Here is a 26,195-nt window from a genome sequence, read left to right as displayed (position 1 = left end):
CTTTCTAGACTTGGGAGTACAAGCAACCCACAGGAAGTGCCCTTATGAACGACCGTACGATAGAAGTCCATGACCTCACCAAGGTCTACGGCAGTGGCCCCACCGCCACAGCCGCCGTAGAAAAAGTGAGCTTTACCGTTGAACCCGGCTCCATGACCGGTTTTCTTGGCGCAAACGGTGCTGGCAAGACCACCACCATGCGCATGATCATGGGTCTGCTCGAACCGACTGCCGGGCAGGTACTTTATGGCGGGCGTGCCATCACCGCTGCCGACCGCGCAGGCTTTGGCTACATGCCCGAAGAACGCGGCCTTTACCCCAAACAAGCTATCTTGGCCCAGCTGGTTTACCTGGGGCAGCTGCGCGGCATGAGCGCCAGCACCGCCCGCACCATCGCCACCAAGCACCTGACCGAACTAGGGCTAGGAGAGCGCCTCAACGACAAACTTGAATCTCTCTCCCTGGGCAACCAGCAGCGGGTACAGATTGTAGCCTCAATCCTGCACCAGCCCACAGCCCTGATTCTCGATGAGCCCTTCTCCGGCCTGGACCCCAGAGCCGTAGATACCATGGTTTCCATGATGCGAGAGCTCATGCGCACCGGCGTCCCCATCCTCTTCTCATCCCACCAACTCGACCTAGTCGACCGCCTCTGCGACCGCGTCGTCATTCTGCACGGCGGCACCGTGCGAGCCGCAGGCAGCGCCACCGAACTACGCGAAGCAGGCACCCCTCGCTACCTCTACCGGGGCGGGGCCGACGCCGCCTGGCTCCGTGAAATACCCGGGGCGAACGTCCTGGATGTCTCAGGCACCGAAGCCGTCCTGGAACTAGCCCCCGGCGCAGATCTAGCCAGCGTCCGCCACCAGATTTTCAGCAGCGGTCTGGAACACGATATACAGGAGTTCTCCCGCCAGCTTCCCACCCTCGGCGACATCTACCGAAAGGCTACCGGCCAATGAGCACCACACCAGCACAGCGCACTTCAAGACCCAAGAACGCCTGGCAAATCGTTGCCACCCGCGAAATCATGGTCAAACTGCGCGATAAAACCTTTATCGGGGGCACCATCTTCTCCCTGGTCATCATCCTGGCCGCAACCCTCATCCCCTACTTCCTCAACACAGGGAACACCGACTACACCATAGCCACCAACGACGACCGGGCAAGCTCCCTAGTCGCCGCAGCCGATTCAACGAGCGACGACGACACCAACTACACCGCCACCCAGGTTGACAGCGCGGACGCCGCCCGCACCCTGGTAGCCGACGGGGACGCGGACGCCTACCTAACCCCCACCGAAGAAGGCTGGGAACTCATTTTCGACTCATCTCCTGACAACAGCCTGGTCACTGAACTGAGCGCCGTCATCACCTCCACCATCACCGCCGAAAACGCCGCCCAAGCAGGCGTTGACCTGCAAGCCCTCACCGCAGGCACCCAGGTGAGCACCAGCGTCCTAACGGGCAACCAAAACGCCGGCCTGGCCTTCCTCATTGCCATGGTCTTCGCCATGATCTTCTACATGACCACCGTGTTCTTCGGCGTAGCCATCGCCAACTCAGTTGTCGAAGAAAAACAAAACCGCATCGTCGAAATTATTGCCACCGCCATACCCCTGGGGCAGCTACTCACCGGAAAAATCGTGGGCAATATCGTGCTCGCCACCCTTCAGGTAGCCGTTTATGCAGTTACCGGCCTCATCGGCATGCAAATCACCGGAGCTGCCGCAGACTTCGGTTGGATTCTCCCCTCAGCTAGCTGGTTCGCCCTCTTCTACATCGCCGGCTTCGCAGCCATCGCCACTATCTGGGCCGCTGTAGGTGCCATGGCAGCCCGCACCGAAGACATCGCTAACCTCGCCAACCCCATCACCATGGTGCTCATCGCCGCCCTCTTCGCTGGCATCTACGCCTCAGGGGCCTGGCTCAAGGTCATCTCCTTTATTCCCATCATGTCCTCCATCGCCATGCCCCGCCGCCTACTCACCGAGGACGTAGCCCTCTGGGAACCCCTGCTCGCTCTTGCCCTCACCCTGGTAATAGCAGCCCTCCTCACCCGACTAGGAGCCCGCATCTACCGGGCCAACATTATGCGCGGCGGCACCTCAGTTAGCTGGAAGCAAGCGCTCAAAAAATAAATCTGAAGTGGGAGGGACGGCGGGCTACGCAGGATTACCCCTAGAGCTCAGACAGTTGCTCGCTGGCGCTCGCAAAACTCGCTTGCGGGGTAATCCTGTCTCCGCCCGCCTTCGCATCGTGCTTCTTTTGAGTTCGTTTTCAACAACACATAGACACCCCAGGCGTAACCCTAGATTAAGCGGGGGCAAGCTGGCATACTTGACGGGTACTCGATTTTTCCCGGCCCCTCTCATCCGGGAGAAATTGTGTCCGCAGAGGTCATGACGAAGCCCGCCCCACGAGCTGACACCTGACCTCGAACAGTTATAGAAAACAGGAGAAACCACTACAGTGGCTGTTAAAATTCGTCTGAAGCGTTTCGGTAAAATCCGCGATCCCCGCTACCGTGTTGTAGTAGCTGACTCACGTACCAAGCGTGACGGTAAGGCTATCGAGGAAATCGGCATTTACCACCCGACCGAGAACCCCTCACGTATCGAGATCAACTCAGAGCGTGCCCAGTACTGGCTGTCAGTTGGCGCCCAGCCCACCGAGCAGGTAGCTGCTCTGCTGAAGCTGACCGGCGACCTGGCTGCTGCCAAGGGCGAAAAGGCTGAGTCAACCGTTAAGCCCGTTGACGCCAAGCCCGAGTTCGTTGTTCCCGAAAAGGGTTCGGTCATCCTCCCCGAGGCAATCACCCCCAAGGGTGAGGACAAGGCTGAAGAAGCTCCCGCAGAAGAGGCTGCTGAAGAAGCAGCTTCTGAGGAAGCAGCTGAGTAATCATGTTGGCTGACGCTCTCGAACACCTCGTTCGGGGTATCGTCGACAACCCAGATGACGTCCAGGTGCGCGCCAAAACCGGCCGCCGGGGCGAAACCCTGGAGGTTCGCGTGAACCCTGATGACCTTGGACGGGTGATTGGCCGCTCCGGCCGCACCGCCAAGTCCATCCGCACCGTGGTCAACGCCATCAACGACGGCGACCATGTACGCGTAGACGTCATCGACACCGACCGACGACGCTAACTGAATACTTATCAAGAAGCCCCTACCGCTTAAGAGCTGTAGGGGCTTTCTCGCACCTAGCCACCGGCCGTCCGTAAAACCCGGTAAAGTTAGACCCAAACCCCACAACACCTCACCCTCAAGGAGATACGCGTGCAGGTACAGGTCGCCCGCATTGGCAAACCCCACGGCATCCGCGGCGAAGTCACCGTCCAGCTCTTCACCGACGCCCCCGAAGACCGCTTCGCCCCCGGGGCTGTGCTCGACATTGAAAACTTCAACCCCGCAAGCCCCGCAGGGGCCATCGCCCCCGCCGGCACTCTCACCGTCAAAAAAGCCCGCTGGAACAAAAAAATCCTGGTCGTAGCCTTCCAAGAAGTCACCAACCGCAACCAGGCCGAAGACCTGCGAGACACCCGCCTCACCTTTGACTCTGCTAGCGAAGCAGAAACCGACGGTGACGATGAAGGCTACTACGAGCACGAACTGCTTGACCTACCCGTCTACCTGGCTGCCGACATCAAAGACGGCTACCTGCCTGAAGAGCCCATCGCAACCGTCACCGGCCTACAGACCATGCCCACCCAGGACCTGCTTATCCTAGAAAAAACAGCAGACGGTGAAGAAATCATGGTGCCCTTCGTTGAAGAAATCATCCCCGCCATCGATACCGAGGAGGGCTACATTATCATCAACCCGCCCGCCGGCCTGCTCGAACTCAACAGCGATGAAGACGATGAAGCCGAGACCGAGAGCGAGCAGGGCTAAACCCCATGCGCTTTGATGTCATCACCATCTTCCCCGAATACCTGACCCCGCTAGAACTCTCCCTCATGGGCAAAGCCCGCGCATCAGGCAAGGTCGACCTACACCTGACCAACCTGCGTGACTTCGCCTTTGACCGCCACAAAACAGTAGACGATACCCCCTACGGCGGGGGAGCGGGCATGGTCATGAAACCCGAACCCTGGGGCTTGGCTCTAGACCAGGCACTGGCTAACTCACCGGCGTCCGCACGGGCGGACGGGGGCAAGCCCCTGCTGATTGTGCCCTCACCCGCCGGCGCCGTCTTTAACCAGCAGATGGCCTACGACCTGGCCGAAGAAGAACACATCGTCTTCGCCCCGGCCCGCTACGAAGGCATCGATGAGCGCGTGCTGGACTGGGCCGAAACCGAATTTAGGGTGCTGCCGGTATCCATCGGCGACTATGTGCTTTATGGGGGTGAGGTGGCTGTGATGGTCATGATTGAGGCCATTACCCGCCTGATACCCGGCGCGATGGGCAACCCAGAGTCCCTGGCTGAGGAGTCCCACACCGGTGGGCTACTGGAATACCCGGTCTACACTAAGCCTGCCACATGGCGAAACCAGGAGGTGCCGCCCGTCCTGCTCTCAGGTAACCACGGGGCCATTGCCCGCTGGCGGCGTGATGAGCAAATTAAACGCACCTTTGCCCGCCGCCCCGATATGGTCAAGGCCTACCCTGCTGAAAACTGGGATAAGAAAGACCGCAAGCTCCTACAGGAACTGCACACCGAGCAGAAAGCTGCCCGCCAGGCGGCAGCTCAGGGCGAACCGGCACAATAGCGCACCTAAAGTAGGTAAGCTCACATTTAAGTTCAGGACGCCCGCCGCAGCGCCCCTGGTGCAGGCGGGTTTTCTGTGGGATAATTTTTCTTTGTGTTCATGCTGGGTGCGCCCCTGCCGCAGGGGGAAGAGCGACCGGTAACAGTATGAGCCACCGGCTCTGACCGTTCAGAGCACGGTGAAATAAGAATTCATCGCAGACAGCATCAGTCTGGCACCACCTGGTGACCCTTAGACACTGCCTGCGAAATACACCGAATATGTTTGACCTGCGGCAGAGATATTCACGGAGAAACTCAATGCAGACTCTTGACTTCATTGACAACAAGTCACTTCGCACCGACGTGCCCGAGTTCGGCCCCGGTGACACCCTGAACGTACACGTCAACATTGTTGAAGGTAACCGCAGCCGTGTCCAGGTCTTCAAGGGCTTCGTTGTTGGCCGTCAGGGCGCTGGCGTCCGCGAAACCTTTACCGTCCGCAAGGTTTCCTTCGGTATCGGCGTAGAGCGTACCTTCCCCGTACACTCTCCCGTCATCGAAAAGATCGAGGTTGTCACCCGCGGTGACGTCCGCCGTGCAAAGCTCTACTACATGCGCGACCGTCACGGTAAGGCTGCTCGTATCCGCGAGAAGCGCGAAGCCTAAGCCATTTAGGTTTCACCAGGTTTATGGAGACTGGCCTCAACGCCGACTCTTCTGAGCCAAGGCGCCAACCCTTTCTACAGGGCTGGCGCCTTGTTGCTGTTGCCGCAGCCCTAGCCTTCACCCTGCTCCTGCTGGTTCGCTCCTTCCTGATTGATGTGTTCTACATACCGTCAAGTTCCATGGAACCAACCTACGAGTCGGGGGACCGTATTCTCGTCTCAAAACTGGCCACCTACCCCCAAGCTGGTGATGTGGTGGTCTTTGACGGTACTGGTTCCTTCGCCCCCTACACGCCGGGAAACCCCTGGGTGCGTGACCCACTCACAAGAACCGGGCAGTGGCTGGGAATCATCGGCTCAGATACGGTCTACATCAAACGCGTCATCGGGGTAGCAGGTGATACCGTTGAATGCTGCGATACCACCGGCTCCCTACTGGTAAATGGGCAACCAATCGCCGAGCCCTACCTTTACCCTGGCGATACCGCCAGTGATGTGCGCTTTAGTGTGCAGGTGCCCGAGGGGCGCATTTGGGTGATGGGGGACCACCGTTCGGCGTCCGCTGATTCAAGGGCCCTGCTGGGGGCACCCGGTGGCGGTATGATTCGCACCGATAAAATTATCGGCAGCCCAGTCTTTATTGCCTGGCCAGCCCAACGCTTTGGCCAAGCTCCTAGGTAAAACTATTAGACTATTCCCTAAACACGTTCACAGCAGAAGGGTGCGTGCTCATGGAGCAACAGAACTCAGACAGTATCGAGGCCTCAACCCAGGGGTCCGCCATTGCCGCTACCGACAAACCCCGTGGGGGCAAGCGCCGCCGCGAAAACAGCGCGGTCAAAGAGTACGCCCTCATTATCCTTTACGCGATTCTTATCGCTTTTCTGCTCAAAACTTTTGTGGTGCGAGGCTTCTACATCCCCTCAAGCTCCATGGAAGACACCCTACAGATTAACGACCGCGTGTTCGTGAACGTAGCCGGTGGCCTCTTTACCGAAGCTGAGCGCGGCGACATCGTCGTCTTTAAAGACACCCAGGGCTGGATGCCTGTCTCCAGCAGCTCCAACCCGGTGCGTGATGCCCTAGCCTTTGTAGGGATCATGCCTGATGGCTCATCAAACTATCTGGTCAAGCGAGTTATTGGTGTGGGCGGTGACCACCTTGTGGGCACCGTCGATGGCCGTATCTCTGTGAACGGTGTAGAAATTGATGAGGCCTACCTCAAACCGGGTGTGCGCCCCACTGAGCTACCTTTTGATGTGATTGTTCCTCAAAACTCCTACTTTGTGATGGGCGATAACCGCTCTAATTCTGCTGATTCGCGCTATCACATTCAGACCAACACTGAGTTCATTAACGACGCTGACGTTGTGGGTGAGGTCTTTGTGGTCGCCTGGCCGATCTCTAACTTTACTTTCGTTGGCGGAGATAATGACGTCTTTGCCTCCGTCCCTGCCACCGAGTAAGACCGTGCCCGTTAAAGAACCGGTTTCTGCTGACCTAAGCGTTGAAGCAAGAATGTTTGCGGCGGGTAAAACCCTAGTTGCTGGCATGGACGAGGTGGGCCGCGGGCCACTTGCCGGGCCAGTGACCGTGGGTGTTGCCGTCATAGATTCCAGCGCTCAGCTCACTATCGAGGGTCTTATTGATTCTAAGGCTCTTTCCGAGAAAAAACGGGTGGCGATGGCCCCTCAGGTGAGGCAGTGGGCTGTAACTGCGGTGGGCCATGCTAGCCCTGCTGTGATTGATGCTTTGGGCATTACAACCGCTTTGCGTTTAGCAGGGCAGCGGGCTCTTGCCCAGGTTGCTGCGGCGGGGGCCTACCCTGATGCCGTCCTTTTGGATGGTAAGCATAACTGGCTTTCTGCCCCTGAACCCGACCTTTTCAGTGATGGGGATGCGGCAACTTCCCTCTACCAGGGCTTGGTTGCTGAAGCGTGGGCCGGCCAGGCAGGGGAGCCAGGCGGCTGGTTTGGGCCTGTTCAGATGGAAATTAAGGGGGATTATCGGTGTGCGTCGATTGCTGCTGCTTCAGTGGTAGCTAAGGTTGAGCGCGATACTTTGATGGATGAGCTGGATTCTCGCTACCCGGGCTACGGGTGGGCTAAGAATAAGGGGTATGGTTCACCAGCCCATCGCACAGCTATTGACGCTAAAGGCCCTACCCCTGTGCACCGGTTGAGCTGGTCGCTGCCTGCTACCGGCGAGCAGATCCAGCAGGCTATGGTCGAACGAGAGAAAGAAGAAGGATGAGCCAAGAAGATCTTGAGAGCTATGAATCAGGTGCCCAGCTTGCTTTGTATGAGGAGTATAAGAATGTAGCTGAGCTTTTTACCTATATCGTTGAGACCGATCGTCGTTTCTATCTGGCTAACCAGGTGCAGGTGGTCCCGCGAACTGCTGATGGTTCCTTATATTTTGAGGTTGAGATGCAGGATGTGTGGGTGTGGGATATTTTCCGGCAGTCTCGTTTCGTGAAGAACGTGAAGGTTTATTCTGTGCGTGATGTGAATGTTGAAGAACGTACTGCTGCAGAGGACTTTGTGGTGCCGACTATGAGCGACTTTGACCCTGGTTCTGCCTAAAAAATGGTCTGTCAGCCCGCCTACTTCCTACACGGGGAAGCAGGCGGGCTTTTTGTGTAGAGGGATGATGATATGAGCGGACGCCCGGTGCAGCTAGCTGAGGATAAAGGCCTGACCGGGCGTTATCTTGCGTCATAGGTGCACCAGTAGGCCGACCGTGCTGGTATAAAAAGGGCCTCTGACCTGGTGAAGTGCTGGGATTAGTACTTTCCACAAGGGGGCAGGAGCTGGGGTTGGCGGGAAGAGAGCACCATGATGGAGCTAGACCCAGGACTACCAGGAGGAAGCCATGTACTCTCAGCTCCCACCCAGCCCATCGCGTGCTTCTATGCCACCGAAAGACCTTGGCAGATGGGGTGAAGATACTGCTCTGGCCCTGTTAGAACAACAGGGCTATAGTTTGCTGGCCCGTAACTGGCGCCCTTCCCCCTTAGCAGGCCAGCCACCGCTTAGAGGTGAACTTGACCTGGTGATGCGTGATAACCACCAGGCCATCGTCTTTATTGAGGTTAAAACTCGCGCCGGCACAGGTTATGGGCACCCGTTTGAGGCGATTACTGCCCGCAAAAGTCAGAAGTTACGGCAGCTTGCCTATGCTTGGCTGGCAGAACACCAGGTTCCTTATTCTAGCATGAGGGTAGATGCCATTGCCCTGTGTGGCAGCCCCACGAGGTTTGTGTATGAGCACCGTCAGGCGGTGGTGTAACTGTGGCTTTTGCCCGAACCTATTCTGTTGCCCTGGTAGGTGTGACTGGTTATCTGGTAGAGGTAGAAGCTGATATTTCAGCGGCCCTACCTGGTTTTGTTTTGCTTGGTTTGCCTGATAGCTCTTTGAATGAGGCTAAAGACCGGGTGCGGTCTGCGGCTAAGAACTCTGGCCTGCCCTTACCTCCCCAAAAGCTCACCATTAATCTCACCCCGCCAACCTTGCCTAAACGCGGCTCGGTATTTGATGTGGCTATGCTTGTTGCAGCCCAGCAGGCTGCTGGCCAGTTAGGGCCTTCAGGGCGCACTGTTTTTCTGGGTGAGGTGGGCCTCGATGGGAGTGTACGACCGGTCTCTGGTGTACTGCCTGCCGTCAAGGCAGCCCGGGATGCTGGGCACCAACGAGTCGTTGTCCCTGCTGGTAACGCCCAAGAAGCTGCCCTGATCGACGGGGTAGAAATTACCGGGGTAAGGTGCCTAGCTGAGGTGTTTGAAGCCTTAGGGTGTGCAGATCCCACACAACTTAAAAGACCTGCCCTCACCGGCGCCCAGATGGCTGACCCAGTGCAGAGAACCCCAGGGCACAGCGCAGATATGGCGGATGTCGCCGGGCAAGCTGAGGGGCGACTAGCCCTTGAAATCGCGGCCGCTGGGGGCCACCATCTGCTCCTCACAGGCCCGCCCGGTTCTGGCAAGACCATGCTCGCTGAACGTCTACCCGGCATTCTTCCTCATCTTTCGCCCCACGATGCTTTAGATGTCACCGCCGTGCATTCGCTCTGCCAGATGGGTGAACCTCTAACTGAGCTCATCACTAGGCCACCTTTCGAAGCACCCCACCATACCGCAAGCGCCCCAGCCATTATGGGTGGGGGCGTGGGCATGCCTAAGCCGGGGTGTATCTCTAAAGCACATAGGGGAGTGCTTTTCCTTGATGAAGCACCAGAGTTCAAACGCAGTGTACTTGACTCCCTGCGTCAGCCCCTAGAAAACGGCGAAGTGACCATTAGCCGCTCAGCTGCATCAGCCCGCTACCCGGCCAGGTTTCAGCTCGTTTTAGCTGCCAACCCTTGCCCCTGCGGCTATAACGTAGGCCGGGGGTTAGAGTGCACCTGCACCAGCCGGGAACGACGAACCTATTTCAGCCGGTTATCAGGCCCACTCCTTGACCGTATTGACCTTCATATCAGCGTACCTAAAGTAACTGCCGTTGACCTTGCAAACAGCGGAAATAACGAATGCTCAGATGAGATTCGCCAGCGGGTCAGCCAGGCCAGGCAAGCCCAAGCAGAACGATTGAAACCCTTAGGGGCGAGCACCAACGCAGAGACTAACGGCACAATTCTGCGGGGGCCTCTGAGACTCGCACCCCAACTCACCTCATCTCTTTCGACGGCCCTTGACCACGGCACCCTAACCGCACGCGGCTACGACAGGGTACTCCGCACAGCCTGGACCTTAGCCGACCTGGATGGGGCAACCAGCCCCAGCCAAGACCACCTTGACCTTGCCCTTTACTTCCGCAACCACGCCAGTGAAAGTAACCAGCCATGATAACCCAAGACCCCTACCAGCAGGTTCGTAGAGCGCGCACAGAGATTCTGCGCATCACCGACCCAGAAGACACCGCAACCTATACCCTCATTCAGCTAGTAGGCCCGGTGCTTGCCGCAGATTACCTGACCGGCCGCCAGGCCCTCACCCCCGACCTCTTAGCAGAGCACCTTGACCAAGCTGGGGCGCACGATCTCTCTGCGGCCCCGGCCCTCACCGCTGCCATTAGTGAACGCACTCAACGCTGGAAGAACAGACGGTCAGGTATCAGCGCCGAACAAGATATGGCCCTAGCTAGAGCCAGCAACAGTTGGCTCTGCATCCCTGAAGACCCAGACTGGCCGCAGGCCCTGAACGACCTGGCAGAAAAAACACCGGTGGGCCTGTGGGGCAGGGGAGAACGCCACCTGCTGAGTCACCTGAGCACCGAAAGGAGCTACGCGGTAGTAGGGTCACGAGACGTCAGCTCCTACGGCAACTCAGCAACCAGCCACCTGGCCGGTGAACTGGCAAACCAAGGCTACACAGTAGTTTCTGGCGGAGCCTTTGGGGTGGACGCCACCGCCCACCGGGCAGCCCTGGCAACAGCAAGCGGCCCCTTGCCCACGGTAGCACTCATGGCCGGAGGCCTGGACCGTCTTTACCCTAAACCGAATGAACGGCTACTGCACCAGATCATTGAACGGGGCCTCTTGCTCAGCGAGGTTCCTTTGGGGCAGAACCCTACCCGTTATAGGTTTCTTCAACGCAATCGACTAATCGCCGCCTTAACCGGAGCTAGTGTGGTGGTTGAAGCTCGCTGGCGCAGTGGTGCTCTCAACACAGCCCACCATGCCTTGGAACTGGGCCGCCCAGTTTATGCTGTTCCTGGCCCCATCTTTTCACCCACCTCAGAAGGGTGCCACCGGCTCATCCGTGACGGCCTCGCCCAGCTGGTCACCGACACACGTCAGATACTTGCAGATAGAACATCGAAACTTATACCAGAACAAACCAGTCTCTTCTCAGCCCCCTCTGCCCAGCAAGAACTCTTAGACTCCCTGACCGAAACCCAGCGGCGGGTCTGGGACATACTCCCCTTAGGCAACCCGGCTGCCCTTGAACACCTCAGCGCCGACCTTGCGCTACCTGCCCGAATAGTCATGGTCACTTTATCTCAGCTTGACCGACTGAGCCTAGCAGAGCAGAGCGGGGCGGGCTGGCGAAAAGCTAAAACACCTATGGCAGAGAAGCAAGGATAGAATGAAAACCTGATCTCTGCCATCGCAGGAAGGAGCAGAACGGTGCAACCTGCCGACCAGTTACCCACCACCCTCAAAATTGGGGCTTCAACGGTTGATGAAGATCGAGAATTTGTGCGTGCCCTTGAAGCTTTTGAACGGTACCTCACCTACGAGCTTCATCGTTCCCCTCAAACTATTCGGGCCTACCGTTCTGACCTATCGGATTTTTTCGCCTACGCCCGTAGGTACGGCATCACCCATCTCTCTCATATCACTCTAGATATCATTAGAGACTGGCTAGCGCACCATCACCGCAAACAAGCAGCCCGCAGCTCCATGGCCCGGCGCACCTCGTCCTTGCGTACCTTCTTCACCTGGGCAGAGGAAGAAGAACTCATAGAGGCTAACCCCGCCCTCAAACTGACTACGCCCAAGAAAAGCAAGCACCTGCCTGCCGTCCTGAGCCAAGCCCAGATGCAGGGGCTAACAGCTACTCTTAGCGCCGCACTGGGCCAGGCCCCACGAGACGCCCGGCTTTTACGGTTACAGGCGGTCGTGGAGCTCTTGTATGCTAGCGGGTTGCGTATTTCAGAGCTCACCGGGCTTGACCTTACCAGCATCGACCGGAACCAACGGACCCTGCGCGTGCTGGGTAAAGGAAATAAGGAGCGGGTTGTGCCGTTTGGGGCTCAAGCTATGCAAGCCCTCAACCGCTGGGTTGTGGCAGGACGCCCCCAGTGGCTTCCCGAAGCAAACCCAGCTATCGGGGCCGGGGATTCTGGCCAAAATGCTCTCTTCATCGGCCCCCAAGGTAAACGCGCCAACCCTCGACAAATCCGCCAGGACCTCACTACCTTGCTAGGGACTCTTGACGACACCGAAGCTACCGGCGCCCACGTCTTTCGCCATACGGCAGCAACCCACATGGTCGATGGAGGGGCAGATATTAGAGCCGTGCAAGAGTTTCTTGGGCATAGCTCCTTAGCGACCACCCAGGTTTACACCCATGTGTCGGTAGACCGTCTTGCTCAGGCCTATCGTAGGGCCCACCCGCGGGCCTAAAGGTAAGGCTAAAGGTATAGGATGGGAAGACCATGTTTTCACCAGCAGAAAAGACCGGCCAGCCCCTTCCACTGCCCCCAGAAACCACCGGCACACCTACCGGCGGTTCAATCTTTCTGCTAGCTGTACCATCGGCCCTCACCAGCCACGTCACCTGGGCTCTTGAAAACCTCACAGCTCACCGGCTTACCCCCACCTGGCAGAATCAGCCCCACAAACCGGGCTACCATCGTGCAGATATCAGCTGGCAGGGTAGTAGCGGCGGGGCAGCCCTGATCGCTTCGACCCTCCGGCAGTTTTCAGCCAGCTACTTTGAAGTTACCGAGCGCCGCACCGCCACCTCAGATGCCCTGCGTATTATGCACACCCCCCAGCTGGGCATCTGCACTCTACCGGTAGATTTACAGGGCAATTTTACTGTGACCGAAGACCGCATACGCTACGCCTTTGAGCAGGCAGCCGGTAACTTTGACGAGCTTTACCGGCAGTTCTCTGTGGCTGTGGGCCAGCCTTGGGACGAAGAACTTGAGGTCTTGCGCCCCAAGGCTAGCTCTGCCAGCGCTACCGTCAGGCTCCGGGCCTAAGGCTGAGAGCCTGCTACCTTCTGAGGAGCATTTCCTTCTGAACGCCGGGCATAAAATCTGGGCACCAGGGCATAGAAAAGGGGCCCTCCTGTCTGAACCGAAGTTCATACAGGAGGGCCCCTGACCAGCTAAGAGCGGGCACTAGGCCGCCCCTCTTTTAGTTGTTGACGCTACGGAAGGCCGCTACAGCGTTGTGACCACCAAAGCCAAAGGAGTTGGAGACAGCAACAATCTCACCAGCAGGGAGGTCGCGTGCCTCAGTGACAACGTCCAAATCAATCTGAGGGTCTTTTTCCTCAAGGTTGATAGTGCAAGGAGCCTTACGGTGGTAAACCGCAAGAACAGTCAGAACAGCCTCAAGGGCACCGGCGCCACCAAGCAGGTGGCCGGTCATGGACTTGGTCGCAGAAACAGCTACTTTATCGGTGTGTTCGCCAAAGACCTCACGCAAAGCCAAGGACTCAGGAATATCACCTACGGGGGTAGAGGTTGCATGCGCGTTCACGTGCACAACCTGCTCAGGGGAAATACCGCCATCGACTAGTGCTTCCTGTAGTGCTCGGGTAGCGCCCAGGGCCGCAGGGTCAGGAGCGGTGATGTGGTAGGCGTCCGCTGAGACACCGGTACCGGCCAGCTCAGCGTAGATACGTGCGCCACGTGCCAGAGCGTGCTCCTCAGATTCAAGAATCAGGGCAGCACCGCCTTCACCCATGACGAAACCATCGCGGCCCGTGTCGTAGGGGCGAGAAGCCCCGGCAGGGTCGTCGTTGCGGGTTGACAGGGCCTGCATCTTTGCAAAAGCACCAATCGTCATGGGGTGAATGGCAGCCTCAGAGCCACCGACAATGACCACATCAGCCTTACCTGAACGAATCAGCATCAAACCTAGCTCAAGAGCTTCGGTAGATGAGGCGCAGGCTGAGACGACGGTCTGAGCAGAGCCACGGGCCTTTAGGTTCATCGATACAGCGGCTGCGTTGGAGTTGGGCATGAGCATGGGCACCGTCATAGGTAGCATACGGCGTGGGCCTTTTTCGCGCAGGGTGTCCCAGGCATCGAGCAGGGTCCACACGCCACCGATACCGGTACCAAAAGCAACTGCGGTTCGCATGGGGTCGCATTCTTCGGCGGACTCAGCATCGGGGCCACTGAACCCGGCATCTTCCCAGGCTTCACGGGCGGCAACTAGAGCCAACTGCCCTGAGGGGTCTAGGCGCTTGGCCTCGACCTTGGTGAGTCGGCCTGACTCAACAGCCTCTACAGCTGCACGGCCAGCGATAGAAACTGGCAGGTCGAATTCCTCAATCCAGGGCTCTTCAATAGTGGTAATGCCTGAGACACCTGCAAGCGCATTTTTCCAGGTCGTCGGAACATCCCCGCCGATGGGGGTGGTGGCGCCGAGGCCGGTAACCACAACTTTACGCGTCATGCTTGATTCCTTCGAATACAGTCTTGGGTTGGTGGGGGTAAGAATAAAAAGCAGGTTGGGCACGATTCGAGCGTGCCCAACCTGGTTAAACGCGTCTTAGGCGTTAGCGATGAAGGTAACAGCGTCGCCGACGGTCTTCAGGTTCTTGACCTCTTCGTCGGGGATGGTTACGCCGAACTTTTCCTCAGCGTTTACAACAATGGTCATCATTGAGATGGAGTCGATGTCCAGGTCTTCGGTGAAGGACTTCTCGAGCTGGACGTCCTCAACCTCTACACCGGTCTCTTCGTTCACGATTTCTGCAAGACCTGCGAGGATTTCGTTCTGATCTGCCATGATGGCTCCTTCGTCTTAGTATGAGTGGCCTGTGGCCACTGGAGTAACTCACCGCGCAGGTGTGCGCAGCAGTTAAGGGTTAAGTGGGCAGTACCCACTTTAGCTTCCAAAATTGAGTGTAGCCCCTAGCCCGCACAAAGCTAAACTGTGACGTCACCTAATTTTTGAAATAAATCTAACAATTAACCAAACTATGGTGCGGATGCCCGCCCCATGTATCTTCCCTAAGGCACATTAGGGAAGGGCTACAACCTGGGCCGCGTAGGCTAGGCCCGCACCGAACCCAATCTGCAGGGCAAACTTACCAGATAGTTCGGGGTTGTCCTGGAGTAGCTGGTGGGCAGCCAAGGGAACGGAGGCTGCAGAGGTGTTACCGGAGCATTCAATATCGCGGGCTACCATAACGCTCTCAGGGAGTTTGAGGGTCTTGACCATCTGGTCAATGATGCGCATATTCGCCTGGTGGGTCACTAGGGCGCCCAGGTCATCTGCGGTGATACCGGCAGCGTCGAGAGCCTGCTGTGCTACCTTAGCCATCTCCCATACAGCCCAGCGGAAGACGGTCTGGCCGTCCTGGCGCAGGGTCGGCCAGATTTTCTCGCCCTCTTGGACCGGGTTTGCCACAAAGTCACGGTTACGAATATCGAGCATGGAGTGGGTCATGCCAACTGCGTTCCAGCGTTCGCCGTCTGAACCCCAGATGGTGGGGCCGATACCGGGCTGATCGGAGACACCTACTACCGCTGCGCCAGCGCCGTCGCCGAGCAGGAAGGAGATGGTGCGTTCGGTGCTATCGATGAGGTCTGAGAGCTTTTCAACACCCATGACCAGTACTTTCTGGGCGGTGCCTGAGCGTACTAGGGCGTCGGCCTGGGCGATGCCATAGCAGAAGCCAGCGCAGGCTGCTGAAATATCGTAGGCGGGAGCCTTAGAACCGACTGCTTCAGCTACTAGGGTTGCCAGGGAGGGGGTGGCGTAAGGGTGGGAGATGGTGGCAACAATAATGGCGTCCAGCTCTTCACCCTGTACACCTGCAGCGGCGAGGGCGTCCTTGGCTGCGCCAACGGCCAAATCTGTCACAGAAATCTTTTCTGATGCACGGTGGCGGGTCTTAATGCCGGTGCGCTGAACGATCCACTCATCTGAGGAGTCGATGGGGCCGGCCACATCGTTGTTAGTGACGATAAGGTCGGGGCGGCAGGCGCCGTAGCCCAAGATACGGGAGTAACGGTTCATCTCAACCTGTTTGAGGGTAGGCATAGAGAGGTTCCTTTCGGGAGAATTTTAGGCCTGCAGGGCTTGGGCTAGGGCGGTTAGGTCTTCGGGGGTGTTGATAGCTGAGGTGGGAGTGCCACGCATTGCGCGCTTTGCCAGGCCAACTAGGGTGCCCGCGGGGGCAACCTCAACTAGACGGGTTACTTCACGCTCGGAGAGGGTTGCCATGCACAGATCCCAGCGGACGGGGCGGGTCACTTGAGCTACCAATGATTCAAGGGCTGCTGCACCTGAGATAATGGGCTGACCGTCGTAGTTAGAGAGCAGTTCTGCAGTGGGTTCTGCGGGGGAGAGGCCAGCAGCAAAATCTGCCAGGGGTTTTTGGGCTGCTGCCATGTAGTCTGTGTGGAAGGCACCTGCTACCTTCAGCGGAATGACGCGGGTCTTGGCGGGCGGGTTCTCAGCGAAGGCTGCTAGCGCCTCTAGGGAGCCAGCAGCAACAATCTGCCCGCCACCGTTGGAGTTTGCAGCAGTCAGGTGCGCCTCGGCAATGGCGGTGCGGACCTCATCTTCAACTCCGCCGAGTACAGCAGCCATGCCGGTGGGGGAAGAAGCAGCAGCCTGAGCCATGCCAGTTGCACGCACCTTGATAAAGCGCATGGCCTCTTCTTCGCTCAGGACGCCGGCTAGGGCTGAGGCGGTAATTTCGCCTACTGAGTGGCCGGCAAAGATGAGGTTGTGCCCTGTGAGGGCTTGTTGGGCCAGGCGGCCGGTTACTAGCCCAGCGGCCACGATGAGGGGTTGGGCAATAGCGGTGTCTTTGATGGTTTCTTCATCGGCTTCGGTGCCGTAATGAATCAGGTCAAGCTCCACAGCTTCTGAGAGCTGTTCGAGGTGGGGGCGTACCCCGTTTACGTCTAACCAGTTGGAGAGGAACCCGGGCTTCTGCGACCCCTGGCCGGGGCACACCAGTGCTATCACGCGTAACCGCCTTGAAAGTAGAGTTTGAAATCTAGAACTTGAAAGTTCTTAGTACTTTGTTTAAATAACTATCCTACTCCTGTCAGGGCGTTAGCCGTGCCAGTACAGCTCTCAATATCAAAAGCCAAGAAATCTCACACCTAGAAATGGGGATATTGTGGCGGTGGCCCCCACGGTATATACCGTGGGGGCCACCGTAGCTCACTCACAGGAGTGAACGATTAGCACAGAGGCTTAGGCGTCGCCACCGGAGGTGCCTGAAGAACCTGCGTTGAGGTTGTCCAGGTCGTACTTCTCGAAGGCCTTAGCAGGTGCGTCAGCGGGGACTTCGCCACGCTTAGCTAGCATCTGCAGGGTGCGGACGACGATGGACTCGGCGTCGATCTTGAAGAAGCGGCGAGCACCGGCGCGGGTGTCTGAGAAGCCGAAGCCGTCAGTACCCAGGGATGCAAATTCGTTGGGAACGAACTGGCGGATACCGTCCATCAGGTCGGTCTGGTAGTCAGACACGGCAACAATGGGGCCGGTTGCACCCTCAAGCTGCTGGGCAACGAAGGGGGTGCGGGGGGTAGCTGAAGGGCTCTTCAGCAGTTCACGCTCGGCGGCAAGACCATCGCGGCGCAGGCTGGTCCATGAGGTAACTGACCAGACGTCTGCTGAGACGCCCCAGTCCTCGGCAAGGAGCTGCTGTGCCTTGACTGCCCAGGGAACGGCAACACCTGAGGCAAGAAGCTGGGCGCGGGGGCCATCGTTCTTTGCCTCCTGCAGGCGGTAGATACCACCAAGCAGGCCGTCAACATCGAGATTCTCGGGTTCAGCGGGGTGCTGAATAGGCTCGTTGTAAACGGTGATGTAGTACATGACGTTGTGGTCTTCGTCCTTATCACCGTACATGTGCTCGATACCGCGCTTGACGATGTGACCGATTTCGTAACCGTAGGCAGGGTCGTAGTGGATTACTGCGGGGTTAGTACCGGCCAGAACAGGTGAGTGGCCATCGGCGTGCTGCAGACCTTCACCGGTAAGGGTGGTACGGCCAGCAGTTGCACCCATGATGAAACCGCGGCACAGCTGGTCAGCTGCTGCCCAGAAGGCATCGCCGGTGCGCTGGAAACCAAACATTGAGTAGAAGACGTAAACCGGAATCATCGGCTCGCCGTGGGTGTCGTAGGAGGAACCGACAGCGGTGAAGGCAGATGTAGCACCGGCTTCGTTAATACCTACGTGGATAATCTTGCCCTCAGGTGATTCCTTGTAGGCCAGCATCAGTTCACGGTCAACGGGCAGGTAGTTCTGGCCGTTGGGGTTGTAAATCTTTGCGGTGGGGAAGTAGGAGTCCATACCGAAGGTACGAGCCTCATCGGGGATGATGGGCACGATACGGTGGCCGAAGTCCTTCTCACGCATGAGGTCCTTGAGCAGACGTACGAAGGCCATGGTGGTAGCAGCCATCTGCTTGCCGGTGCCCTTGAGTGCACCCTTGTATGCCTTGTCAGAAGGCAGGGTGATCTTGGGCTGAGCGTTCTTGCGTGAGGGGACGAAACCGCCCAGTTCCTCACGGCGAGCCATGAGGTACTTGTACTCTTCTGAGTCCTTACCGGGGTGGTAGTAAGGCGGGTTGTAGAGGTCCTTCTCCAGCTCTTCGTCAGAGATGGGGATGCGAAGGTGGTCGCGGAAGTTCTTCAAGTCTTCCATCGTCATCTTCTTCATCTGGTGGGTAGCGTTACGAGCCTCGAAGGAGGGGCCCAAGCCGTAGCCCTTAACAGACTGAGCAAGAATAACGGTGGGCTGACCCTTGTGCTCTACAGCTGCCTTGAAAGCTGAGTAGACCTTCTGGTAGTCATGTGCACCGCGCTTCAGAGCCCAGATCTCGTCGTCGCTCATGTCTGCAACGAGTTCCTTGGTCTCAGGGGTCTGGCCAAAGAAGTGCTCGCGGACGAAGCCGCCGGACTCAGCCTTGTAGGTCTGGTAGTCACCGTCGAGGGTCTCGTTCATGATGCGGACGAGTTCGCCTGACTTGTCCTTTTCGAGCAGGGAGTCCCATTCGCGGCCCCAGAGGACCTTGATGACGTTCCAGCCTGCGCCGCGGAAGAAGGCTTCAAGTTCCTGAACGATCTTGCCGTTACCACGAACGGGGCCGTCCAGACGCTGTAGGTTACAGTTGACGACGAAGGTCAGGTTGTCGAGCTTGTCGTTGGCAGCTAGCTGCAGAGCACCGCGTGACTCGGGCTCGTCCATTTCACCGTCGCCCAGGAAGGCCCAGACGTTCTGGTCGGAGGTGTCCTTGATGCCGCGGTTGTGCAGGTACTTGTTGAACTGTGCCTGGTGGATTGCGTTCAAGGGGCCAAGACCCATAGAAACGGTGGGGAACTGCCAGAAGTCAGGCAGGTTGCGGGGGTGGGGGTAAGAGGGCAGGTGGTTACCCTGCTTGGTCTTTTCCTGACGGAAGCCGTCGAGCTGCTCTTCGGTAATGCGACCTTCGAGGAAGGCACGTGCGTAGTTACCGGGTGAGGAGTGGCCCTGGAAGAAGACCTGGTCTCCACCACCGGGGTGGTTGCGGCCACGGAAGAAGTGGTTGAAACCTACTTCGTAGAGGGTCGCTACACCAGCGTAGGAGGAAATGTGGCCACCAACGCCTAGGGTAGCTTTCTGTGCACGGTGAACCATGACGGCTGCATTCCAGCGCAGCATTGCGCGGTAGCGGCGTTCAAGCTGCTCATCACCGGGGTATTCGGGTTCCTGGTCGACAGGAATGGTGTTGATGTAGTCAGTGGTGGTCACCATGGGTACGGTGATTGACTTCTGACCTGCACGCTGCATGAGTGATCGTACGATGAACTGTGCGCGTTCGGTGCCGTGAGCCTCAACTAGGTCGTCGAAAGACTCAATCCACTCATTGGTTTCTTCAGGATCGTTGTCGGTGAAGCTGTTGGTTAGTGCACTTAAAACGAAGTCGTTCGTTTCTGAGGGTCCCACTAGTCAACCTCTCTTTGTTGTAGGGGGTTATGTTCACCTGCGGCAGCGGATGCGCCCGGCGAACCTTGGATGTATGCCTTACGCTACCGGAGGTAGCCGCTAAGACAACTTCCCTTCTATGTTGTCACAAATTACCCGTTTTATGGATGTGGTTTGAAGAATTAAGTAGTGTGAGTTAGCCGTCACTTGTCTCTTCTTTTTATAAAGGTGAAAATAGCTGACCTATTTTGGCCGTGTTCTGTTGATTTGGGGCCTTGAAGCGTGTTCAGTAGGAACTAAGAACGCCTCTGTGCACTTGGCTGTGTCTAATGAATGGAGGCGGGCTGGGTCTGAATTATGACGGCCTGTTACTTTTGCTGTTGATTCTTGGAGGACATACGTGAGCGCCACCGGTGCTACTAAAGAGACTGTTGGCCTGAAGCTGGGCCTGCCTGCTGGCAGCCTATTGCAGGAGTTTGGCTACGATGAGGACGTTGACTTCGATTTGCGTGATGACCTGGAGGATTTTCTGGGCACAGAGCTGCTAGATGAAGATGATCAAGAAGTCGTCGATGGTATCTTGCTGTGGTGGCGTGCCGAAGATGGTGATTTGGTTGACGGGCTTATGGACGTTCTGGCAACTCTAGATGAGGGCGGTGTGGTTTGGCTGATGACCCCCAAGTCTGGTCGAGAGGGTTATGTTCCTCCGGCCGAAATTCAAGAAGCTGCTCCACTTGCTGGTTTACATGTGACTACAACTGAGTCTCTAGCTCAAGACTGGGCTGCTTCACGCTTGGTTATGAAGCAGGGGAAATGAAGATGAGGGTCTTTCGTCGTGGTGGACGGGGGCCCTTTTTCGTAGGCTCTGCTGATGAAAGGTTGGTGGTAGAAAAAAATTTAATAATTTTTTAAGAAAAATATAACCCCATGTCAAATAGGTATTTTCTGAACCCTGTCTGTGAAAAATAGGCAGAAAATTGACTCTTTTTGTGCCTTATGGGCGGTTTTCGATTTGCGCGAGGGTTTTAGCTTGCGTAGAGTATTACATGTCGCCGCGAGAGATAACGCGGAAGAGACATAAGGGTCTTTAGCTCAGCTGGTAGAGCGCCACGTTTACACCGTGGATGTCATCGGTTCGATCCCGGTAGGACCCACAGATAAGTCCCGCACTTCGGTGCGGGACTTTTTTATTTCTCGACTTTATCCCTAGATGTGGGCACATATATGGAGGAGTGTGGGCGCATATGTGGGTACTATCTAGGCGCAGTTTTCCCCTGTCAACGCGTACATTCTAGATAAACTGATAGCTCAGTTTTACTCTGCACACCCAAACACATTAGAGGGGAAACCTACTGTGACTACTTCACGTCGTACTCTGCTTCAGGGCGCTACTTGGGCTGCACCTGCCGTCCTTGCAACTGCTGCGATTCCTGCCTACGCCGCATCGCCCTCCACTACCCTTGTAGCCCAAGGATCAAACGACTTCTATAGTTTCGAGAGTGCTGGATCAACAGACCTGGTGAACTTCACCGGCCAAACCATCCAGACCCTTATGGAGGGTGGCTCAACCGGCTTCCGTCTCTATCAGATAGATGGCACCGATACTACTGCCCTTCTTACCGAACTCACCTACTATCTGCTTATTCCCCGCAATAAGGCCTACACGATTGATGAAGTGAATATTCACTACGGGGTAGGTGCGACCGTATGGGCCCCCATGAAACCCTCTGACCAGGCCACTGTACTTCTAGCTGATGGAACCACAGCATCATCCGCCGACTTCCTGATCTACACCGCAACCTATAACACAGGGCCTACTTACTTTATAGCTAGTTCTCCCGCTGTCTCACAGGCCGTTAAGCAGACAGATATCTCCACCAATATCGCCGGCCGTTTTACTGCGGAAGATGGCTCCATGGGCGTAGATGGAATAAGCGGCCTCTACTCAGGCTACCTTGCCACCTACACTTATGAGGGTTCTTCTGCTACCGTCTCAACAATTACTCACACCGCACGAGGATAAGCGGTATACCCTCACCTGGGAAGGAGCGCGGCATCAGGCCGCGCTCCTCTCGCACTTTCTGATCCGCCCTAGCGGGCCCGCCCCTATGGGGGAGCCACCTGCGCCTTTTGACAAAGACCGTGAGGGAACGGCAACAGGCTCCCAGAATGTGAGAGTTTGCTTCATCTCACCCGCTGCTGAAGCACAAATTGAGCCGGTCAGCGTAGTCTTAAAGGTATGACTGAAAACAATACTGCTCGTAAGGCACAAATTGGTGTAACCGGCCTGGCCGTCATGGGTGCGAACCTGGCCCGCAACCTGGCCCGCAATGGCTACACTGTTGCCCTGCACAACCGCTCCGTTGAAAAAACTGACGCCCTGCTTGAAGCTCATGGCAATGAAGGCGACTTCGTGCGCACCGAAACCCTGCAGGAACTGGTCGACTCCCTTGAAGCTCCCCGCCGCATCCTGATTATGGTCAAGGCAGGTGCCCCCGTTGATGCTGTGATCGCTCAACTCGAACCTCTGCTCGATGAAGGGGATGTCATCATTGATGGCGGTAACTCTCACTTCCCTGACACCATCCGCCGTGAGCGTGCCCTTGCTGAAAAGGGTCTGCACTTTGTTGGTATCGGTGTCTCTGGCGGTGAAGAAGGCGCCCTGAACGGCCCCTCCATCATGCCCGGTGGCTCAGCTAAGTCCTACGAATCCCTAGGCCCCCTGCTCGAAAAAATTTCAGCCAAAGCACCCAACGGTGACCCCTGCTGCGCCTGGATCTCAACCGGCGGTGCCGGCCACTTCGTCAAGATGGTGCACAACGGTATCGAATACGCTGACATGCAGGTCATCGGCGAAGCCTACGACTTGCTCCGCACCGTTGCAGGGCTCGAACCTGCTACCCAAGCAGAAATCTTCACCCAGTGGAACGCCACTGAGCTCAACTCTTACCTCATCGAAATTACCGCTGAGGTCCTAGCCCAGGTGGATGCTAAAACCGGCAAGCCCCTGGTCGATATCATCGTTGACCAAGCAGGCCAGAAGGGTACCGGCCGCTGGACCGTACAGGCAGCCCTTGACCTCGGTGTTCCCGTCTCTGCTATCGCCGAATCCGTTTTTGCACGCGCACTCTCATCAAGTGCCGTTGAGGCCCGAAAGCAGGCCCAAGAAGAACTGCCTGCTGGTCTAATCGCAACAACCGCTGTTGCTAACGGTGATGAAGAGTTCATTGAGGACGTCCGCAAGGCCCTTTTCGCTTCTAAGCTAGTTTCATACGCTCAGGGTCTAGATATGCTGGCCAAGGCCGGTGACGAATACGGTTGGGACCTTAAGCTCGATGTTATTGCTGGCCTCTGGCGTGCCGGCTGCATCATTCGCGCAGAACTGCTAGGCGAAATCATGAACGCCTATAAGGACGATGCCCCCGCCAACATGCTCCTGGCTCCTGGCTTCAAGAAGCTCATGGAAGAACTCGTTCCCTCATGGCGCCGTGTGGTTGCCAAGGCAACTGCTGAGGGCGTTCCCGTTCCTGTCTTTGCCTCATCCTTGAGCTACTACGACGGCCTGCGCCGCAAGCGTCTGCCTGCTGCCCTCATCCAGGGCCAGCGTGACTTCTTTGGCGCTCACACCTACGGTCGTATCGACTCTGAGGGCATGTGGCACACCGAATGGAGCGGCGACCGCAGCGAAATTAACGCTGAGGACTCCCACACCCACTAGCCACCCCTGAGGCTCATCAATCTGCGCCCCGCCGTGCTCGTGCAGGCGGGGCACAAAACAGTATGAAACAATGCCCTATCACACCTGCATGTGATAGGGCATTGTTGCACTTAGGGGTAGAGCTAGATCCACATGGTGGGGTCCACATACTCCACAGCATCCACCAGCGGCTTCTTATTCTCTGGGGTGCGCGGACGCGAGCGAGCCGGGATACCGGTAATAATGGAGTCCTCCGGGTGGTCATGCACGACCACAGAATTACCACCAATTGCGGAGCCAGCACCGATAAGAACAGGGCCCAAAATCTTGGCGCCAGCACCGATAGTTACCCGGTCGCCAATGGTGGGGTGGCGTTTACCCTTCTCAAGTGAACGCCCACCCAAGGTCACCCCGTGATACAGCATGACGTCATTGCCGATTTCAGCGGTCTCACCGATAACTACCCCCATGCCGTGGTCAATGAAGAAGCGCCGGCCGATGGTTGCACCGGGGTGAATTTCAATGCCCGTCATGAACCGGGCAAACTGGCTCAGGGTGCGGGCTAAGGTTCGGGTAGATTCTGTCTGCCAGAGTTTATGGGCTACCCGGTGGGCCCAAATCGCGTGCATACCCGAATAGTTGATGATGATTTCCATATCACCGCGGGCTGCGGGGTCATGTGCTTTGACGGTGTCTAAGTCTTCACGCAGGCGCGCTCGGAAACTCATGCTTCTCCTCAACATTATGGGCAGGGGAGCCCTGATAGCGCTCCTGCTGAACTCTACAACAGTCACCGGCAGAACGAAATTCCGTCTCACCCGAAATATGTAGGTCACACCCGGGCAGGGCCCGAATGGAATTATACGCCCTTCATAGGAGCGGGCACCCCGCTGCTAATCAGCGAGGTGCCCGACGTCTGCGGTGGTGTTTTTAGCCGCGGATGTCTTCGTAGAGCAGAGTGGAGATGTAGCGTTCGCCAAAGTCAGGGACGATAGCGACAATCAGCTTCTCGGCGTTCTCGCTCTTCTTAGCCTCTTCAAGAGCTGCCCAGACAGCAGCACCGGAAGAGATACCGCCGAGGATGCCTTCTTCTATGCCTAGCTTGCGGGCGGTGGCTACAGCATCGTCAATAGCTACGTCTGCGACAGCGTCGTAGATGTCGCGGTTGAGAGTGTCAGGCACGAAGTTAGCGCCCAGGCCCTGAATCTTGTGGGGGCCAGCCTTGCCCTCGGTGAGTAGGGGAGAATCCTTGGGCTCAACAGCAACGATTTTTACCTCGGGGTTCTGCTCCTTGAGGTACTTACCGGCACCTGAGACGGTGCCACCGGTGCCCACACCAGCAACGAAGATATCAACCTTACCCTCGGTAGCTTCCCAAATCTCGGGGCCGGTGGTCTTGTAGTGGATCTCGGGGTTAGCGTCGTTGGAGAACTGTGAGGCCAAAATAGCGTTCTCGGTGGAGGCTACGATTTCCTTGGCCTTCTCAACGGCACCGCGCATACCCTCAGAACCGGGGGTCAGCACGATTTCAGCGCCGTAGGCGCGTAGCATGACGCGACGCTCGTTGCTCATGGTTTCGGGCATGGTCAGGATGACCTTGTAGCCACGAGCGGCACCTACCATTGCTAGGGCGATACCGGTGTTGCCTGAGGTTCCTTCAACGATAGTTCCGCCAGGCTTGAGAGCACCTGACTTCTCGGCGGCGTTGATAATAGCGACACCGATGCGGTCTTTAACAGAGTTAGCGGGGTTGTAAAATTCCAGCTTCACCGCGATGTTGCCGGGCAGGTCTGCATCCAGGCGGTTGAGGCGGATGAGGGGAGTGCTGCCGACAACTTCGGTGATGTTCTTGTACATCTTTGACATGGTTACACCTTTCAGGTGGAAGCGATAGATGGTTCGCCCTCTAGTCTACGAAACAAAGGGGGAGGGCTTAACTTCTAAGAAACCTGGCGTAATGTTCCCTAGTCTTAGCCAGCTTGGGGTTAATGACAGCCATACAGTAGCCCTGGTAGGGGTTACGGGCATAGTAGTTCTGGTGGTAGTCCTCAGCCTCATAGAAAGTACCTAGAGGTTCTAGCACTGTCACGATGGGCTGCTCCCACCACTGTGAGGCCCTCTCAAGTGCTGCCTGAAAGAGGGCTTTTTGCTCCTCCCCCTGGTAGTAGAGGGCTGAACGGTACTGGGTGCCGGCGTCCGCCCCCTGCCTATCCCAACTCGTAGGGTCATGAGAAGTGAAGAAAATATCGAGCACGGTTTCAGCCGGGATGATAGTCTCATCGAACTCCACCTTGACCACCTCAACGTGGCCTGTCGTTCCCGAACAGACCTCCTGGTAGGTAGGGTTAGCGGTGTGCCCGCCGGTGTAACCAGCGATGCTGGCGGTAATTCCTTCAAACTGGCGGTAGACAGCATCTATGCACCAAAAGCAGCCGCCGCCTAAAACAAAACTTTGCATGCTAGGAGTAACCAGGGGCTTGACGGTCTTATTCCCGGCTGCTCACTCATGA

27 protein-coding genes and 1 tRNA gene are annotated in these 26,195 nt (G+C 57.1%); 20 read left to right on the top strand and 8 right to left on the bottom strand.

The genetic code is table 11. The annotated features are described in order from the left end of the window. The first annotated feature begins 44 nt into the window (after nt 1–44). The 16 genes from ACEE09_RS07120 (at nt 45) to ACEE09_RS07045 (ending at nt 13,072) form a co-directional block, all read left to right on the top strand. Nucleotides 45–962 carry an ABC transporter ATP-binding protein gene (locus tag ACEE09_RS07120; RefSeq protein ID WP_449083352.1) on the top strand — a complete coding sequence of 306 codons (918 nt, stop codon included), beginning with the start codon at nt 45–47 and terminating at the stop codon, nt 960–962. Next, nucleotides 959–2,140, top strand: coding sequence for an ABC transporter permease (locus ACEE09_RS07115; protein ID WP_449083351.1), 1,182 nt, complete (start codon nt 959–961; stop codon nt 2,138–2,140). The genes ACEE09_RS07120 and ACEE09_RS07115 overlap by 4 nt, the downstream gene beginning before the upstream one ends. Nucleotides 2,141–2,471: 331 nt before the next feature. After that, nucleotides 2,472–2,900, top strand: coding sequence for a 30S ribosomal protein S16 (gene rpsP, locus ACEE09_RS07110; protein WP_185174544.1), 429 nt, complete (start codon nt 2,472–2,474; stop codon nt 2,898–2,900). A gap of 2 nt (nt 2,901–2,902) precedes the next feature. Next, nucleotides 2,903–3,145 carry an RNA-binding protein gene (locus ACEE09_RS07105; RefSeq protein ID WP_135011094.1) on the top strand — a complete coding sequence of 81 codons (243 nt, stop codon included), beginning with the start codon at nt 2,903–2,905 and terminating at the stop codon, nt 3,143–3,145. Between the two features lie 132 nt (nt 3,146–3,277). Continuing rightward, the gene (rimM, locus tag ACEE09_RS07100; protein WP_449083348.1) at nt 3,278–3,892 is read left to right on the top strand and encodes a ribosome maturation factor RimM; all 615 of its coding nucleotides are present in this window, start codon (nt 3,278–3,280) and stop codon (nt 3,890–3,892) included. A gap of 5 nt (nt 3,893–3,897) precedes the next feature. Next, the gene (gene trmD / locus ACEE09_RS07095) at nt 3,898–4,713 is read left to right on the top strand and encodes a tRNA (guanosine(37)-N1)-methyltransferase TrmD (RefSeq protein WP_449083346.1); all 816 of its coding nucleotides are present in this window, start codon (nt 3,898–3,900) and stop codon (nt 4,711–4,713) included. Nucleotides 4,714–5,012: 299 nt separating this feature from the next. Further along, the gene (gene rplS, locus ACEE09_RS07090) at nt 5,013–5,360 is read left to right on the top strand and encodes a 50S ribosomal protein L19 (protein ID WP_449083345.1); all 348 of its coding nucleotides are present in this window, start codon (nt 5,013–5,015) and stop codon (nt 5,358–5,360) included. 23 nt (nt 5,361–5,383) lie between these two features. Continuing rightward, complete coding sequence (gene lepB, locus ACEE09_RS07085; RefSeq protein ID WP_449083343.1) at nt 5,384–6,040, top strand: signal peptidase I; 657 nt, start codon at nt 5,384–5,386, stop codon at nt 6,038–6,040. Nucleotides 6,041–6,090: 50 nt separating this feature from the next. Beyond that, complete coding sequence (lepB, locus tag ACEE09_RS07080; RefSeq protein ID WP_449083341.1) at nt 6,091–6,825, top strand: signal peptidase I; 735 nt, start codon at nt 6,091–6,093, stop codon at nt 6,823–6,825. A gap of 4 nt (nt 6,826–6,829) precedes the next feature. Continuing rightward, on the top strand, nt 6,830–7,612 hold the full coding sequence (locus ACEE09_RS07075) for a ribonuclease HII (protein ID WP_449083339.1): 783 nt from the start codon (nt 6,830–6,832) through the stop codon (nt 7,610–7,612). Beyond that, nucleotides 7,609–7,944: a DUF2469 family protein gene (locus ACEE09_RS07070; protein ID WP_449083337.1), complete on the top strand. Its 336-nt coding sequence runs from the start codon at nt 7,609–7,611 to the stop codon at nt 7,942–7,944. Before ACEE09_RS07075 ends, ACEE09_RS07070 begins: the two co-directional genes overlap by 4 nt. Before the next feature lie 289 nt (nt 7,945–8,233). Further along, entirely contained in the window at nt 8,234–8,650 is a 417-nt protein-coding gene (locus ACEE09_RS07065) for a YraN family protein (RefSeq protein ID WP_449083336.1), read from the top strand. Between the two features lie 2 nt (nt 8,651–8,652). After that, nucleotides 8,653–10,203: a YifB family Mg chelatase-like AAA ATPase gene (locus ACEE09_RS07060; protein WP_449083334.1), complete on the top strand. Its 1,551-nt coding sequence runs from the start codon at nt 8,653–8,655 to the stop codon at nt 10,201–10,203. Then, complete coding sequence (dprA, locus tag ACEE09_RS07055; RefSeq protein WP_449083332.1) at nt 10,200–11,444, top strand: DNA-processing protein DprA; 1,245 nt, start codon at nt 10,200–10,202, stop codon at nt 11,442–11,444. The genes ACEE09_RS07060 and dprA overlap by 4 nt, the downstream gene beginning before the upstream one ends. A gap of 42 nt (nt 11,445–11,486) precedes the next feature. Then, complete coding sequence (locus ACEE09_RS07050; RefSeq protein ID WP_449083330.1) at nt 11,487–12,488, top strand: tyrosine recombinase XerC; 1,002 nt, start codon at nt 11,487–11,489, stop codon at nt 12,486–12,488. Between the two features lie 32 nt (nt 12,489–12,520). Further along, complete coding sequence (locus tag ACEE09_RS07045; RefSeq protein WP_449083328.1) at nt 12,521–13,072, top strand: DUF3145 family protein; 552 nt, start codon at nt 12,521–12,523, stop codon at nt 13,070–13,072. Nucleotides 13,073–13,229: 157 nt separating this feature from the next. Here the strand turns inward: ACEE09_RS07045 and ACEE09_RS07040 are convergent, their stop codons facing one another. The 5 genes from ACEE09_RS07040 to aceE form a co-directional block, all read right to left on the bottom strand. Then, nucleotides 13,230–14,501, bottom strand: coding sequence for a beta-ketoacyl-[acyl-carrier-protein] synthase family protein (locus ACEE09_RS07040; RefSeq protein WP_449083326.1), 1,272 nt, complete (start codon nt 14,499–14,501; stop codon nt 13,230–13,232). Between the two features lie 96 nt (nt 14,502–14,597). Then, a complete protein-coding gene (locus ACEE09_RS07035) occupies nt 14,598–14,837 on the bottom strand; it encodes an acyl carrier protein (protein ID WP_449083325.1) in 240 nt (79 codons plus the stop codon). 234 nt (nt 14,838–15,071) lie between these two features. Continuing rightward, nucleotides 15,072–16,097, bottom strand: coding sequence for a beta-ketoacyl-ACP synthase III (locus ACEE09_RS07030; protein WP_449083324.1), 1,026 nt, complete (start codon nt 16,095–16,097; stop codon nt 15,072–15,074). Nucleotides 16,098–16,121: 24 nt separating this feature from the next. Continuing rightward, nucleotides 16,122–17,033 carry an ACP S-malonyltransferase gene (locus tag ACEE09_RS07025; protein WP_449083322.1) on the bottom strand — a complete coding sequence of 304 codons (912 nt, stop codon included), beginning with the start codon at nt 17,031–17,033 and terminating at the stop codon, nt 16,122–16,124. 234 nt (nt 17,034–17,267) lie between these two features. Beyond that, the gene (gene aceE, locus ACEE09_RS07020) at nt 17,268–20,009 is read right to left on the bottom strand and encodes a pyruvate dehydrogenase (acetyl-transferring), homodimeric type (RefSeq protein WP_449083321.1); all 2,742 of its coding nucleotides are present in this window, start codon (nt 20,007–20,009) and stop codon (nt 17,268–17,270) included. Nucleotides 20,010–20,388: 379 nt separating this feature from the next. Here aceE and ACEE09_RS07015 point away from each other — a divergent pair, with 379 nt between their 5' ends. The 4 genes from ACEE09_RS07015 (at nt 20,389) to gndA (ending at nt 23,706) form a co-directional block, all read left to right on the top strand. Then, entirely contained in the window at nt 20,389–20,805 is a 417-nt protein-coding gene (locus ACEE09_RS07015) for a DUF3052 domain-containing protein (RefSeq protein WP_449083319.1), read from the top strand. 264 nt (nt 20,806–21,069) lie between these two features. Next, nucleotides 21,070–21,142, top strand: a tRNA-Val gene (locus ACEE09_RS07010). 200 nt (nt 21,143–21,342) lie between these two features. Beyond that, a complete protein-coding gene (locus ACEE09_RS07005; RefSeq protein WP_449083317.1) occupies nt 21,343–22,011 on the top strand; it encodes a hypothetical protein in 669 nt (222 codons plus the stop codon). Between the two features lie 216 nt (nt 22,012–22,227). Beyond that, on the top strand, nt 22,228–23,706 hold the full coding sequence (gene gndA, locus ACEE09_RS07000; RefSeq protein WP_449083316.1) for an NADP-dependent phosphogluconate dehydrogenase: 1,479 nt from the start codon (nt 22,228–22,230) through the stop codon (nt 23,704–23,706). A 122-nt stretch (nt 23,707–23,828) separates the two neighbouring features. Here gndA and epsC read toward each other — a convergent pair whose 3' ends face one another. The 3 genes from epsC to msrA form a co-directional block, all read right to left on the bottom strand. Next, complete coding sequence (epsC, locus tag ACEE09_RS06995) at nt 23,829–24,413, bottom strand: serine O-acetyltransferase EpsC (RefSeq protein ID WP_449083314.1); 585 nt, start codon at nt 24,411–24,413, stop codon at nt 23,829–23,831. Between the two features lie 202 nt (nt 24,414–24,615). Next, nucleotides 24,616–25,551: a cysteine synthase A gene (gene cysK / locus ACEE09_RS06990; protein ID WP_449083312.1), complete on the bottom strand. Its 936-nt coding sequence runs from the start codon at nt 25,549–25,551 to the stop codon at nt 24,616–24,618. Between the two features lie 67 nt (nt 25,552–25,618). Beyond that, nucleotides 25,619–26,143: a peptide-methionine (S)-S-oxide reductase MsrA gene (gene msrA, locus ACEE09_RS06985; RefSeq protein WP_449083310.1), complete on the bottom strand. Its 525-nt coding sequence runs from the start codon at nt 26,141–26,143 to the stop codon at nt 25,619–25,621. Between the last annotated feature and the right edge of the window lie 52 nt (nt 26,144–26,195).

The sequence above is a fragment of the Rothia sp. 88186D007BW genome (genome assembly GCF_053544215.1).
Note: the sequence above shows the minus strand (reverse complement) of the source record. Positions and strands in the feature narration are given on the sequence as shown.